Source organism: Idiomarina sp. T82-3, from assembly GCF_001577655.1.
GTDB classification, from domain to species: Bacteria; Pseudomonadota; Gammaproteobacteria; order Enterobacterales; family Alteromonadaceae; genus Idiomarina; species Idiomarina baltica.
Window position 1 is genome coordinate 50934 of record NZ_LSBQ01000015.1, and the last position, 14425, is coordinate 65358.

11 protein-coding genes and 1 tRNA gene are annotated in these 14425 nt (G+C 49.1%); 10 read left to right on the forward strand and 2 right to left on the reverse strand.

Annotation, left to right across the window (positions count from 1 at the left end; genetic code table 11):
* Positions 1–49: 49 nt before the first annotated feature.
* From AWU56_RS09640 to AWU56_RS09685, 10 genes are all read left to right on the forward strand, one after another.
* A complete protein-coding gene (locus AWU56_RS09640) occupies positions 50–1363 on the forward strand; it encodes an NADH-quinone oxidoreductase subunit L (RefSeq protein ID WP_286682382.1) in 1314 nt (437 codons plus the stop codon).
* Positions 1360–3618, forward strand: a complete 2259-nt coding sequence (locus AWU56_RS09645; RefSeq protein WP_286682383.1) for a putative inorganic carbon transporter subunit DabA — start codon at positions 1360–1362, stop codon at positions 3616–3618. The genes AWU56_RS09640 and AWU56_RS09645 overlap by 4 nt, the downstream gene beginning before the upstream one ends.
* 55 nt (positions 3619–3673) lie before the next feature.
* Positions 3674–4423 (forward strand): HNH endonuclease family protein, encoded by a 750-nt coding sequence (locus AWU56_RS09650; protein WP_286682384.1) that lies wholly within the window; start codon positions 3674–3676, stop codon positions 4421–4423.
* Between the two features lie 157 nt (positions 4424–4580).
* On the forward strand, positions 4581–6500 hold the full coding sequence (locus AWU56_RS09655; RefSeq protein ID WP_286682385.1) for a nucleoside-diphosphate sugar epimerase/dehydratase: 1920 nt from the start codon (positions 4581–4583) through the stop codon (positions 6498–6500).
* Between the two features lie 107 nt (positions 6501–6607).
* Complete coding sequence (locus AWU56_RS09660) at positions 6608–8005, forward strand: M28 family metallopeptidase (protein ID WP_272977527.1); 1398 nt, start codon at positions 6608–6610, stop codon at positions 8003–8005.
* Positions 7986–8981 carry an amidoligase family protein gene (locus AWU56_RS09665; protein ID WP_286682386.1) on the forward strand — a complete coding sequence of 332 codons (996 nt, stop codon included), beginning with the start codon at positions 7986–7988 and terminating at the stop codon, positions 8979–8981. Before AWU56_RS09660 ends, AWU56_RS09665 begins: the two co-directional genes overlap by 20 nt.
* Positions 8954–9625, forward strand: a complete 672-nt coding sequence (locus tag AWU56_RS09670) for a gamma-glutamyl-gamma-aminobutyrate hydrolase family protein (protein ID WP_286682387.1) — start codon at positions 8954–8956, stop codon at positions 9623–9625. The genes AWU56_RS09665 and AWU56_RS09670 overlap by 28 nt, the downstream gene beginning before the upstream one ends.
* A gap of 8 nt (positions 9626–9633) precedes the next feature.
* Positions 9634–10701, forward strand: coding sequence for an MBL fold metallo-hydrolase (locus AWU56_RS09675; RefSeq protein ID WP_286682388.1), 1068 nt, complete (start codon positions 9634–9636; stop codon positions 10699–10701).
* An 83-nt stretch (positions 10702–10784) separates the two neighbouring features.
* Positions 10785–12416, forward strand: a complete 1632-nt coding sequence (locus AWU56_RS09680) for a methyl-accepting chemotaxis protein (RefSeq protein WP_286682389.1) — start codon at positions 10785–10787, stop codon at positions 12414–12416.
* A 65-nt stretch (positions 12417–12481) separates the two neighbouring features.
* Positions 12482–12569, forward strand: a tRNA-Ser gene (locus AWU56_RS09685).
* A 174-nt stretch (positions 12570–12743) separates the two neighbouring features.
* Here AWU56_RS09685 and AWU56_RS09690 read toward each other — a convergent pair.
* The gene (locus AWU56_RS09690; protein ID WP_286682390.1) at positions 12744–13544 is read right to left on the reverse strand and encodes a hypothetical protein; all 801 of its coding nucleotides are present in this window, start codon (positions 13542–13544) and stop codon (positions 12744–12746) included.
* A 48-nt stretch (positions 13545–13592) separates the two neighbouring features.
* Positions 13593–14180, reverse strand: coding sequence for an ABC transporter ATP-binding protein (locus AWU56_RS09695; protein ID WP_286682391.1), 588 nt, complete (start codon positions 14178–14180; stop codon positions 13593–13595).
* Between the last annotated feature and the right edge of the window lie 245 nt (positions 14181–14425).

Consider the following 14425-nt stretch of genomic DNA (forward strand, 5'->3'; position numbering starts at 1 on the left):
AAGTCGAGATACTACGGCGCAGTTAAATAGAACGAGGGGAGCAACCACGTTGAACTGGATTCAAGTCGATGAATTGCGTGTGACGTTATTGGTGATGGTGGCTTTGTTGAGTTGGGTGGTGTTGCGGTACACCTGGCGAAACTTTGCGCTTGAGCCGAGTCGACCGCGCGCGATGGGATGGATGATTGGCTGTTTAGCGAGTGTGACGGTCACCTTGATTGCCAACCATTTTATTCTGTTTTGGTTAAGCTGGGTGAGCATCAGCGTGTGTTTGCACCGCTTGTTGTTGTTCTATCCGGAGCGCTCGCGCGCTGTACTGGCAACCCATAAACGCATGATTACGGCGCGCATCACTGAAGCGCTGTTGGCAGTCAGTTTTATTCAGCTATATCTATGGTCAGGCGATCCGACCCTTTCGGGGACGCTAGATTACTTCTCGGCAACGGGCGTGGTGCCACTGGGTGGCATGATAACCTTGGTCATTGCCGCGTTGCTAAGTTGTGCTCAGATGCCATTTCACGGCTGGTTGATGCAAGTTGTCGAGTCACCGACTTCGGTGTCGTCGTTATTGCATGCAGGCATCGTTAATTTGGGCGGCTTTTTGCTGCTGAGTTTTGCGCCCTTGCTGACCGAGGCAGAAGCGGCGCGTTGGTTACTTGGCGTATTGAGCGCGGTTTCGTGCGGATTAGCCATTTTAATCATGTCGACTCGAATCAGTATTAAAATTCGTTTGGCATGGTCCACCTGTGCGCAAATGGGATTGATGCTGTTAGAAATCGCGTTAGGTTACTATAGTCTGGCGCTCCTGCACTTGGTCGCACACTCCTTATATAAAGCTTACGCATTTTTATCATCGGGTACGGTACGACCCATTCATAATGTGTTGGTTCGTAACAGCTGGGTGACGTTGGGCTGGTTCCTGGTCAGTTTAGTCATGATCAACTTAGCGTTGTGGTTTAGTTTTGGACACTTTAAGCCGACCGCGGCTGTTTTACTAAGCCTTTCTATTACTTTATTGATGTCACAAGCGCATAAATTTAGTTGGCCAAAGAGCATTCTGCTGGCGCTTGTTTGGGTGGCTATCTACACCGCATTGACACTATCTGCCGCCCAAATTATGCAAGATGGACGGGTGCATATTGGACTCGATTTAGCTGTTGCTGCTTGGTTTATTATGCTGGTCGCGTTGTATTGGTGGTTAGAACAACATGTGGCTCATGCGGTGAGTCAGCGCTGGTTTATTCGTTTAAACGCGGGTCTTTATATCGATGAGTGGTTTACGCGCTTGGCTTTATGGCTGTGGCCACGACCTGAGGATCGGCATCGCTATGATTCAGTAGATGAGGAGAAGTCGGCATCATGAGTGAGTTTATCCAACTGGCCCGTCAGCAGTGTGCGCGCGTTGCGCCGATGTGGCCGCTCGCCGAATCGATTGCGGTAAATCCATGCTGGTTTTTTACCGATAAGCCCGTCGAGCGCGTGTCAGCGATTTGGAAGTATGTGTCAGATATCGATTTAGTGATGGACCGCGCATTTTATCGTCAGCAACTGTTGCAAGGTCATCTTGATGAGCAGATGCTGCCCTCGGATGCGACAAAATGTTTATCTGAGCCACAACGATTACCGCGCTGGTTTAATGTCACAGACATTGTCGATCAGCTACAAGCACGGCAGCGCAAAATGCTCTGGAAAGATGAGGTGGTACTGCAAATTAGCCAGTTTTGTGGTTTACACACCGAGTTTCCTGAGCGGTTTGTCGACGAATCACAACCTGACAATGGTTTGTATCGTGGTTGGTTGACGGTTGTACGAGAGGATAAAGGCATCGCAACGTTGATGGCAGAAAGTCAGCTACCCGACTACTTTGATCCCTTGCCGGATGATATCGATGCGCTTTTTCGCATGTTGGCGGATGATTGGTTACGACATTACAGCGAAGATGCGCTGAATTATTACTTGTTTGCGCTATTGATCGATGTCCTCGGGTGGTCCTCGGCGCTGCGTTACCGTGATTGGGATCCTTCTTCGCCGCACCATAATATTGAGCCGGTGCTGTCGCTGCTGGGGATTCGTTTGGCATGGGACTACGTTCTATGGCAGTGGGCTAAGGACACCTCGACGGAGCTATTTAATCGACTCAGCCAACGCTTTGCTCAACAAGCGGCGCGTTGCCAACGCGATTGTGAGCGTGTTGAGCAATCGCAGAAAATACTTTGGCAATGTCAACGTGCTTATGAGCATAAACAGCTTCTCAATTATCGCTTGGTGTCTAAATCTGAGGGCGCGCAGCAAGCGTATCCTACAATGCAGGCGGCTTTTTGTATTGATGTCCGATCTGAGCCGCTAAGACGCGCGCTCGATGCCCAACCAGGGGTTGCCAGTATCGGGGTTGCTGGCTTTTTTGGTCTACCGATTGGCTTTCGCTCGCAAGGACAGCAGCGTCCCCAGTTACCCGGGCTCTTAACTCCACAACTCTGGGTGACTGAGAAAGACGTGGCGACCCCCAGTGCAACGATTACAGCCATCGGTGAACTGTTGGACACGCCAACCTCAAGTCTCAATGCGGTTGAGGTGCTCGGTTTAGCGAAAGGCATTGGCTTATTTAGTGCTCATAATGAGGTGGAAGCGACTGACACGCCGCAGTCGGACTTGACTATCAATTTAGCCGACAATGAGCAACCGCTGCTTGATGCATTGGCGGGTACGTTAACCAGTTTGGGAATTACGCACTTTGCAGATCACTTTGTTTGGGTTGGACACAGTTCGCATCATGAAAATAATCCGCAACGCGCAGCGATGAATTGTGGTGCCTGCGGGGGACAGAGTGGCGCCATTAATGCCCGACTCATGTGCCAGTTGTTGAATCAGCCGGACATCCGGCAAGCACTGTCGACGCGAGGCATTGATATTCCAGAACGGACGCGATTCTATGCGGGGTTACATGAGACTGTGACGGATAGAATTTTGCCCCTCAGTGAGGCGTTTCCGGACGCTGTAAGACAAACCTTTGAACAGGCGAGTGCAGCGGTTCGGGACCGCAAGCAGTATCCGCAAACGCGCTCGGGTTTGAACCGCTTGGCTGGTCTGTTCAAGAAAACGCGTGATTGGGCCGAGGTTCGACCGGAATGGGGGCTGGCAGATAACTTTATGATGATTATCGCGTCACGGCAACGTACGGCTTCGATCGACTTAGACGGACGTGCGTTTTTGCACGATTACGATGCCCAGCAGGACCCTGATGCGAGTATTTTGGCCGCCTTAATCAGTGCTCCGGGTGTCGTTGCTCACTGGATAAACTGGCAGTATCTCACGTCGGTGACTGCACCGACGCGGCTCGGTAGTGGTAATAAGTTATTACATAACCGTGTGGCGCAAAATGTCGGAGTTTTTGAGGGCAACAGTGGCGATCTGCGTATCGGCCTGTCATTGCAGTCGGTTTGGGATGGCACGCAATGGCGGCACCGGCCGTGTCGGCTTCAGGTGGTCGTTGAGGCAACAGAATCACAGATCAAGCAAGCGCTGGACGCGAGTCCGAGTTTTAAACCATTGGTTCAGAATCGATGGCTCTATTTGTATCGACTGGCGGAGGATGGTCAGCTGATTCAAATGTACGCTTGAACTTACAAATCAGTTCGCGTAAAAGGGGGGCATCACTGGACTATGGCGTTGTCCCATGCGTGTTGCCCCCATTATTATCATTTCACTGGCGTTATGGTTAACGAGTTATAGCTTTTTGGCGAGTGCACAGACGTCGGTGGACGATGTTGTTAAACAGTCCCAGTCTGGTATCTGTCATACGCCAAGTAGTCCCTACTATGATCGCACAAAGCGGTTTACCGCTTATCACAATTTAAAAGATTGCTTAGCCGATGGCGGACGATTGCCAAAAGGTTATAAGCCGGCAGCGTCTGCCAGCTCAAATGAATCAAAGGCTTATCAACGTAACGCGTTTGGCCGTTGGAACGACGATGATAACGACTGTATGAACACGCGTCATGAGTTACTCGCACGGTTATCGAGTGTCGCGGTTACCTTGAGTGAAGATGGCTGTCGTGTGGTACGAGGACACTGGCTGGACCCGTATACGGGACGCACATTCCTAAGTGCGGACGACTTAGATGTTGACCACTTAGTACCGCTCAAATGGGCCTGGACGCATGGAGCGGATCGGTGGGATCGCGCTCAACGCGAGCGTTTTGCTAATGATCCTATTAATCTGTTTGCCGTCGATGATAGTACCAACCGTCGTAAAGGCGCTCAGGGTCCGATGGACTGGCTGCCGCCTAATCAAGCATTTCAGTGCCAATATTTAACACGATTTCAACGTGTACTCAGGATCTATTCGTTTCAGGCTGCAGCGCGACAACGCATCGACGCACAGCGACAACGGGTGTGTGCGGAGACGACCGTTGCAGAGCGTTAATGATTGAAAATTTTTGTGTGCTAATAATGCAAAAATCAGACAATCAGATATACTATCCATAATACACGGTTTTATTATTTATTTTAGCCAAGTGTCGGCTTACAATAGCGTCTCGTTGCATAAAGGGATTTTTTGAGAATTGAGGATTAAGCGTAATATGCTGATTCAACTTTTGGCTCTGCCAAGAAATTTAAAGCGGGTGGTCGCTGCAACCGTTGATGTGCTTGGCATTATGCTGGCACTGTGGTTTGCCGTGAGTGTTGATGCTCGAGTGTTCTACTTGCCGAGAAATTGGAACGATGTTGCTTTTGCTTTTGTGCTCTCCGTAGCTTCAGTATTTTTGTTTTATAAATTAGGTCTTTATCGTTCAGTAACCCGCTATATCGGTTCGAAAGCATTTCGAGCGGTTGTATTTGGTATGCTCGCCTCTTCCTCGGCGTTGGTGCTTTTTAGTGCGCTGATGGATGCTCGCGTTAACCTCAACGTTGTTGTTATTTATAGTTTGTCAGCCTTTATTTTTATCGCCGCTTCGCGTTTTGGGGCGCGTTCTGTGTTTCGTCAGGTGCAGTCGCGACCGAAAGACAACGTCATTATTTATGGCGCGGGTGAGGCAGGGCGCCAACTGGCACATGCGCTGATACATGGGCGTGAATATCACGCGGTTGCCTTTGTCGACGACGATGAAACGTTGCAAGGTGCAATGATACAGAACTTGTCTGTATTTCCTGTCAGCAAAATTGGCGAACTGACGCACAAGCTTGACGTCAAACGGATACTGTTGGCATTTCCAAGTGCATCGCGTTCAACACGTCGGAACGCACTTGAAATGCTGTCGCACTTACCCGTAACTGTACAAACCATTCCCGGTATGGCCGATATTATTGCCGGGGATGCAAAAATTGATGAGTTGCGCGAGGTGAATATTGAAGACCTGCTCGGACGAGATGCGGTCGCGCCGCAAATGGATCTGTTGACCCAGAACATCCGCGGTAAAGCGGTGATGGTCACGGGCGCAGGAGGGTCGATTGGCTCAGAATTGTGCCGTCAAGTTGCTGCACAGAAGCCCAAGGCACTTATTTTATACGAGTGGTCAGAGCCTTCGCTGTATTATATACATGAAGAGCTCACACAAACCTATCCAGACGTTGCTATTTTCCCATTTGTGGGCTCGGTGCAAGACGAGATTACCTTGAAATCGGTGATGAATTCGCATCGTATTGATACGATATATCATGCCGCTGCCTATAAACATGTCCCAATGGTGGAGATGAACATTATACAGGCAGCTAGAAATAATGTACTGGGTACTTTATACACCGCGCAAGCAGCGATTGACGCTGGTGTCGAGAAGTTTGTCTTGGTTTCTACCGATAAAGCCGTCCGTCCTACCAATGTGATGGGGGCGACAAAGCGTTTGGCTGAGTTGATCCTACAAGGACTCGCTAAAACGACCCATAAAACTGCGTTTTGTATGGTGCGGTTTGGGAATGTGCTGGGTTCGTCGGGTTCTGTTGTGCCTAAATTTAGAGAACAGATCAAGAAAGGCGGACCCATTACGCTCACTCACAAGGATATTACGCGTTACTTTATGATTATCCCTGAAGCCGCTCAGCTCGTTATTCAGGCAGGTGCTATGGGCGATCAAGGCGATGTGTTTGTTTTGGATATGGGCGAACCGATTAAAATCTATGACTTGGCGAAACAAATGATTCGGTTGTCGGGTTTAACGGTTAAAGATGAGCAAAACCCTCATGGCGACATCGAGATCAAAATCACCGGGCTGCGACCGGGCGAAAAGCTATACGAAGAGTTAATTATCGGCAATACCGATCGCCTCACTCCTCACCCTCGTATTCGTCGTGCATCTGAGCATTCGCTTGCTTGGGCGGAGGTTGAGGCGCTATTAAATGATGTGATTGCGTGTTGTGCAGAAATGGATGGGCAGCGCTTACGTGACATTTTAAAAGACGCTCCTTTGGACTACACTCCGGATAGTCGCTGTGTTGACCTGCACTACCCGGTACAGATCACAAAAAAGATTAAACATTCTTTGAGCCAACCTCAACAGCCTCAGTAGTTTACACTTATACAACTTGCAGTCTCGCGGAATCATCGCCGCGGGATTGCAAATCTATTTTTTCTCACCATAATCGTTAAATACAGTCCAAATATGGTGAAAACAATATGAAAAAACTTTCCTCCGTGACTCTCGGTCTTGGTCTGCTATTGGCGGGTGGTGTTCAGGCTCAAGATGCTATCACGTACAACGACCAGCAAAAATTACACGACATTGCCGATGCCGTAAGTGCTAAACGAATTGAACAGGATATTCGTAAGTTAGTGAGTTTTGGCACTCGTCATACCTTATCCGAAACGGAATCTGATACTCGTGGCATTGGTGCTGCAAGACGCTGGGTTTACCAAGAGTTTCAACGCATTTCCGCTGACTGTGGTGGTTGTCTTGAAGTGATGTATGTATCGGATATTGTCGAGGGCGAAGATCGTATTCCTGATGCGACCGAAGTAAAAAGTGTGATTGCGATTCAGCGTGGCTCAACGGATCCCGACCGTTATGTGATGATGTCCGGTGATATTGACTCGCGGGTCAGCGATGTGATGGATGCGACTTCCGATGCGCCAGGCGCTAATGATAACGCTTCGGGTGTGGCGGGTACGCTCGAAGCCGCGCGAGTGCTCAGTCAGTATAACTTTGATGGCTCGATAGTATATGCGGCGCTGTCTGGCGAGGAGCAAGGCTTGTTCGGTGGTAAAATTCTTGCGCGCAAGGCAAAGCAAAATAAATGGCGCATCATGGCCGTCCTGAATAACGACATGATTGGCAATATTGAAGGTATCAATGGGGTGATCAATAACACCACCGCCCGCATTTTTGCTGAGGGAACTCGAATGGATGAAACCGATCGCGAGGCGACCATGCGACGGTTTTATGGTGGCGAAAATGACTCGCCTTCACGTAATGTAGCGCGCTATATCGATACCATGGCTGACCGTTATATTGCCAACTTAGATACCATGATTGTTTACCGCTTGGATCGCTTTGGTCGTGGTGGTCATCACCGACCGTTTAATGACCTAGGGTATCCGGGAGTACGTATTATGGAAACTAACGAGAATTATAATCGTCAGCATCAGGACTTGCGCACGGAGAACGGGATTGAGTACGGTGACACTATTGAGGGTGTGGACTTTGATTACGCGGCTAAGTTAACGGCGTTGAATGCGGTTTCATTGGCCGGTATGAGCTGGGCGCCTGAACCGCCGCAGAACGTAGATATTCGCGGTGCCGTGCAACCGTCGACCACACTCACCTGGAACGACGCGCGTGGCGAAGAAAATGTCATGGGTTACAAAGTGTACTGGCGTCTTACCTCTGAGCCACAATGGCAGTGGAGTCGCTACGTGGGTGATGTGAACGAATATACGCTTGAGAACGTAGTGATTGATAACTACATTTTTGGAGTTGCCAGTGTGAGCCCCGATGGATTCGAAAGTCCAGTGGTTTTCCCGGGGCCAGCAGGTGAGTTCTCAATCGAGTTCGAGGATGACACAGACGACAACTAATCAATTTAAACCGTTGCAGCGGCCAGAAACTGATTCTGGTCAGCTGCGCACCATTGGCTTCGAAATCGAATTCAGTGGGCTATCAGTACAGCAGACGCTCGAGGTACTGCAATCCCATCTCAAAGGTCAAGTCGATCATATATCCCTCGCCGAACGCAGTATCCAACATGAACAACTCGGTACCTTTCATATTGAGTTAGATTGGAGTTATTTAAAACGTATCGCCCGAGAGCAGCCAACCAGTGGTACAGCTGAACATATTTGGCTAGAAGAATTACACGCCTTGGCCGAGCGCATGGTTCCCATGGAAATTGTTTGCCCACCGATGACGTTGCAGCAATGTGAATGTTTGTTTCCGATTATTGAGGCACTCAGAGAGGCGGGTGCTAAAGGTACGGATGAATCTTGGATAGCTGCTTACGGAGTGCATATTAATCCTCAAGTAGCGAGTGAAGACAGCACCGATGTATTGCGTTATTTGCAGGCATTTTCGTTGCTACAGTGGTGGTTGTTTAAAGCGCTCAAGGTTGATACGACCCGTAAAATGAGCCCTTATATTGATAAGTATCCTGAGGCGTACATTCGGCATTTGTGTCAGCAATCTGAGGTCAGTGAAGGGCAATTAATTGATGACTACCTCAAATTTAATGCGTCCCGTAACCGCGCGTTAGATATGTTGCCGCTTTTTGCGCATTGGCGACCCGAGGTTGTAACCAAAGCCGTGGGCGATGCCAAAGTGGGTGCACGGCCTACCTTTCATTTTCGTTTACCCAACTGTCATATTGAGCGAGCAGGCTGGCAACTTGACACGGCTTGGCGCAGCTGGTGGGTGGTCGAGCAATTAGCAAATGACACGGCTGCACTGACGTATTGGAAGGATGCCTTTTTGGCGGCAGATAGGCCGTTATTAGGTGTTGATGAATCCGCATGGACCGATAGGGTAGCATCATGGCTGAACGACCGCGCGTGGTGGTAACGGGCAATGCTCGCCGCTGGTCTCCTTCATGGTGGTGTACGCAGCTCACGTTGTGGTTGTTGGGCGCAAAAGCCATCCGCGTGAGTACTCGGCATCACGTATCACGTAATACTGATGTTGATGCGCTGATTATTGGTGGGGGAGATGACATCAGCCCCAATCATTATGGTCAGAGCGCAAAGCCGGATGGTGACTATGATCCGGCTCGTGATGCATTAGAAATTGAGTGGATTCGGTGGGCGTTAAAGACCGAGACACCGATGCTTGGAATATGTCGTGGCGCACAATTAATTAATGTCGTGTTGGGTGGGGAACTGAACCAAAATATCCGCTCCTTGCGTAAACGAACCTACAACCGTCCGGGTCTATTGCCGACCAAGCAAGTTTGGTTAAAGCATCACTCGAGACTGTGTCAGGTAGTGGGGCAGCGTAAGTTGCGAGTGAATAGTTTGCACTATCAAGTGGTGACACGACCGGGCGACGGAATGCAGGCGGTTGGTTGGGACTTGGACGAGTTTATTCAAGCCACTGAGCATGCTGAGCGTCCTATTATCGGCGTGCAGTGGCATCCTGAGTATTTATTTTACTTATCCAGTGAACGGCGCATTTTTGCGTGGTTGCTTCGCTGTATTTCTGCACGATAGGAGCGTCTGTGAAAAAGGTGTTGATCGGTGTTTTGGCGTTAATGGCTGCGGCGTGCAGTAACAACGAAGACATACATATTAATAAACAAGTGCCGCCGCATCATACCGAGGATGGCTTTAAAAATTTGCACGGTCCTGAAAAGCAAAGTGGATTTTTTGATTATTGGTACATGCGTTGGTTTGGGGAAACGGAATGGGCCGATCAATCGGAGCAAGTTGATGCGATTCCTTTTATGCAGGCCGATTTGAATACAATCTCTACCCCTAACCCCGAGGACCGGCAAGTTACGTGGATAGGGCATTCGACATTTCTACTTCAATACCAGGGGATGGCGGTGCTTACCGATCCGATTTTTAGTGAGCGAGCATCGCCCGTGAGCTTTATGGGGCCTCAGCGTTTGACTGAACTGCCTGTACAGTTATCAGACTTGCCTCCGATTGATGCCGTGATTATTTCTCATGACCATTATGATCATTTAGACGCTGATACGATTGAAACATTGGGTAACTCGACTCATTACTTCGTTCCGCTTGCCTTGAAGCCGTGGTTTCTTGAGCTAGGCATTGCAGAAGACAATGTTACCGAACTTGATTGGTGGCAAGGCGCAGCGACTAACGACCAGCTGCGTGTTCATGCAACTCCTAGTCAACATTGGTCTGGTCGAAGTCTTTGGGATCGCTTTGAGACCTTATGGGCGAGCTATGTGATTGATATTGGTGATTGGCGCGTATGGTTTGGCGGGGATACGGGCTATAACGCCATACAGTTTAAAGAAATAGGCCATGTGTTTAATGATATTGACCTTGCGTTGATGCCTGTGGGTGCCTACTTACCCCGTTGGTTTATGAAAATGCCTCATGTTGATCCGGAGCAAGCCACTCTGATTCATCAAGATATTGGTGCTAAGCAAAGTATCACGATGCATTGGGGGGCATTTCAATTAGCGGCAGAGGGTATTCCGCAAACCATCGATGATATTAAGCACGCGCGTGAAAAGGCGCAATTGTCGGAAAACGAGTTTCGCATTATGCCAGTGGGTGCGACTGAGATTTTAACGTCCGATAGCGTGAAGTAAGTTTCGATAATACTGATCTTAAAACCTCTCTCGGGTGTATTTCTATTCGAATATATTGAACAATCGTTTTTACAGGATTATTTATGACCATTGCGCAGCGGCTTTATGCGGGATTTGCCTTTATTATATTACTGATTATCGGGATTACCGTTGTTGGTACTTATCAAGTTGGCCAAATCGATCAAACGTTGAGACAGGTGAATGGAGTCGGTAGCGAAAAGCAACGCTATGCGATTAATTTCCGCGGTAGTGTGCATGACCGTGCGATAGCATTACGCGATTTTGTGTTGACTGAACAGGCATCGAAGCGACGCGAATATCGCGCGCTTATTGATAAGCTTCAAGGCGATTATGCCGATGCGCAGCAAGGACTGGATCAACTTATTGCCGATCCAAAATACGTTAATGATAAAGAAAAGCAGTTATTAGCGCGTATTAGTGAGATCCGTCAACAAGCCTTAGCCACTTCTGATCGTGTCTATCAGCTGTTGGCGCAGGATCTGCGTCAGCAAGCTCAAGATTATGTTTTAAGCGATTTATCGCCGGCCTATGCGGAATGGTTGGTAAGGATTAACGACTTTATCGATTATGAAGAGAAGATCATCGCCGACGGTGTTGATGGAGTGCTTGAACGCAGTAATGGATTTGCGGTTCTGATGTGGTGTGTGGCTGTGATTGCTGCACTTGTTGCGGCAGCCATCAGTTATTACATTGTACGTCGACTGACACATACCTTAGGTGGTGAGCCAGAGGCTGTTGTTGAGGTTCTGGAAACCATAGCCGCGGGTGACTTAACGGTTGAAACTCGTTCGAAATACGAGGGTAGCTTGATGGCGCAAGTCAACCGTATGGTGCGGCAGCTACGAGCGCTGGTAAAAGAGGTCGATGAAACGTCCGATCAACTGCTGAATGCCTCTGGTGAACTGAGCGAAACCAGCGATAACAACACGCAGATGGTGATTCGCCAGCAGGATGAAACGACACAAGGAGCCACTGCGATCAATGAAATGTCGCAAACGGTATCTGAGGTCGCTTCACATACAAATGAGGCGGCACAGTTAGCGGATGAGACTGATCGCGAAACGCAAACAGGCAGTCGTGAGGTGGCGGCGACAATTAGCTCAATTGAGCAGCTTGCCGATGAGGTTGAGCGTGCGGCCTCGGTGATTGTTGAGTTGAGCGATAATACGGCTGAGATCGACAAAGTGTTGGAAGTGATAGAGGGTATCGCCGACCAAACTAACTTGCTTGCGCTAAATGCCGCTATTGAAGCTGCCCGGGCGGGTGAGCATGGGCGTGGATTCTCGGTTGTTGCTGACGAAGTTCGCGCGCTTGCGAATCGTACACAAGAGTCCACGCAGAGCATTCAAGATCTGATTGAGACGATGCGTAACAGTGCTTCTCAGGCGGTTGATGTGATGCAACGTGGTCAGGAGCAAGCAGGTAATAGTGTTGAGCAAGCTCGCCGAGCGGGTAAATCGTTGGATACGGTCAATCACGTGGTTAAGCAAATGACCGATATGAACGCGCAAATTGCCACAGCAGCTGAGGAACAAAGCTCGGTCGCGGAAGAAATCAATCAGAACTTTCATAAAATTACCGAAGCCACTGAAGAGACAGCAGCGGGCTCTGAGCAAGTCAGTGAGTCGAGCCGTCAGCTCAACGAGCTTGCGCGTAATTTAAGTGAGCGTGTCAAACGTTTTAAAACGGCGTAGATTTAGCCACTCGGTGTTTTGGCTCTTGATTTACAAGGCTAAAACACCTAGTATACGCGCCTTATGGAGAGGTGTCCGAGTGGCTGAAGGAGCACGCCTGGAAAGTGTGTATACGGCAACGTATCGAGGGTTCGAATCCCTCTCTCTCCGCCATATCCAAAAAAACCGCCTTTACGGCGGTTTTTTTATGCCCGCGTAGCTTGCGCCTTTGGCGCAAGGTGCGATGGTCGATGTCGCGCAAAATGCGCGACGTACGGTGGGTCGGATGTGGCGTAGCTTGCGCCTTGGGCGCAAGGGCGATGGTCGATGTCGCGCAAAATGCGCGACCTACCAAAGGACGGCGATTATCCCAAGCGGTAGCGTGAGCAGGAATAACAACCATAGAATCAATGCGCGGCTTAAGGTCCGCACGAGACCAGGCTCTATCAACCACAAAAAGCTCCGGTAGCCCGCCAGCTGGTGTTTGACTATCTTGAATTGGGTTAATGCAAGGGTGGTGGTGAGAAGCGTAATGACCCCTGCAAGGACGGTATTGAATAAGGAGCTTTCAGTTAACCACATCAATGACAGCATGGCTAAGGCGATCAAATAGGCTAAATAGTGCATGCCTGCGGGGGATACTATCTGTAACATCATATGTAGGCGTGGGTGGCGATTGACAGGCCTACTCAACTTCTCAAAGCGGCGTGTAGCGGCATAGCTGTAAGCGAGTACGTGAACAGCAATGATCAATAGCATGAACACCAGTGCTTTGCCAAACGACTCAGTTTTAGCGAGTCCCAGTGCGAGCAGTAGCAACGTTGGAGCCGCGAACAGCAACTGACCGCGACAATAGCCGATGTGAAAATGCCTATAACCAGCCACGTGAATTACCCAGGCCGTGTGCCTCGGTTTTACAATCGTGTTATAGATGATGAATGATAGGCTGCTGAGTCCGATGATTATCAATGCGGCCAGCCAAAAGCCGGGGTTACCGATGTCAAATGTGTATAAAAGGTAACCCGGAAGTGGACCGAGTATGAGCAACACAGGTTGGATCATGAGCGCGAATACTGCGGCGATTTTTATTAGTGTGCGATTACTTTCTGAAAAAGCGCGCAGTTGATGTTTTTCACATGTGCGGTACATGTTTGCAGGGTCCCTGGGTCATCGTCATCGTCGCGCAAAATGCGCGACCTACACCAATGCAATGGATTTGTCGCCGATCTGTAGCTTGCGCCTTGGGCGCAAGTTGGTGAGCTGCTCACTGTGATCAATGACAATTAAAGGTCGGTTTGTTTCGGCCAATATATGATTCAAAGTGGCGGCACTAGTGGAATCTAAGCCGTTAAACGGCTCATCAAGTAATAGCCAGTGCCCGTTGCCTGAGAGTGCCAGTATCAATTTGAGCTTTTGCTGATTTCCTTGCGAAAGCTTGCCTACCGTTGCCGTTAAACAATCTGAAAACTGAAAAGCTTCAATCAATTGATTGCGTTGCGTTATGTCGCAACGTCGATACTTGTCGTATAGCGAAAACACTGTAGTTATGGTCATGTTGTCGGGGATTTGAATACTATCGGCAACGAGGTCGGCGCGATCGTCAACGTTCAACGAGCCCGAGCTGGGCGTGATTAACCCGCTGAGAAGCTGTAAAAAGGTAGATTTTCCAGCACCGTTTTTACCTGTGAGCTGATACTGCCCTTCTGGCAGCGCGAGCGTAACGGAATCTAAGATTAAGTTATCACCGAGCTTTACGCTGACATTATTCAATTCAATGTTGGTCATTTATATGCATCTTGTAAGCGGATATCTGCCGCCATGTTACGGTAGCTTGCGCCTTTGGCGCAAGGTGCAATGCCTGATGTCGCGCAGAATGCGCGACGGTATTGAATTTTTGTTTAGAAATAGTAAAGAGACTGTTTAGCAGAAAGCCTGAATTCAGATAATAACCGCAACACTCATGTAATGGGATAGGTCGGAAGGAGGTCAGCTACCAACATGTGGTAGTCTTACTTTTCGACCAAAAAAAG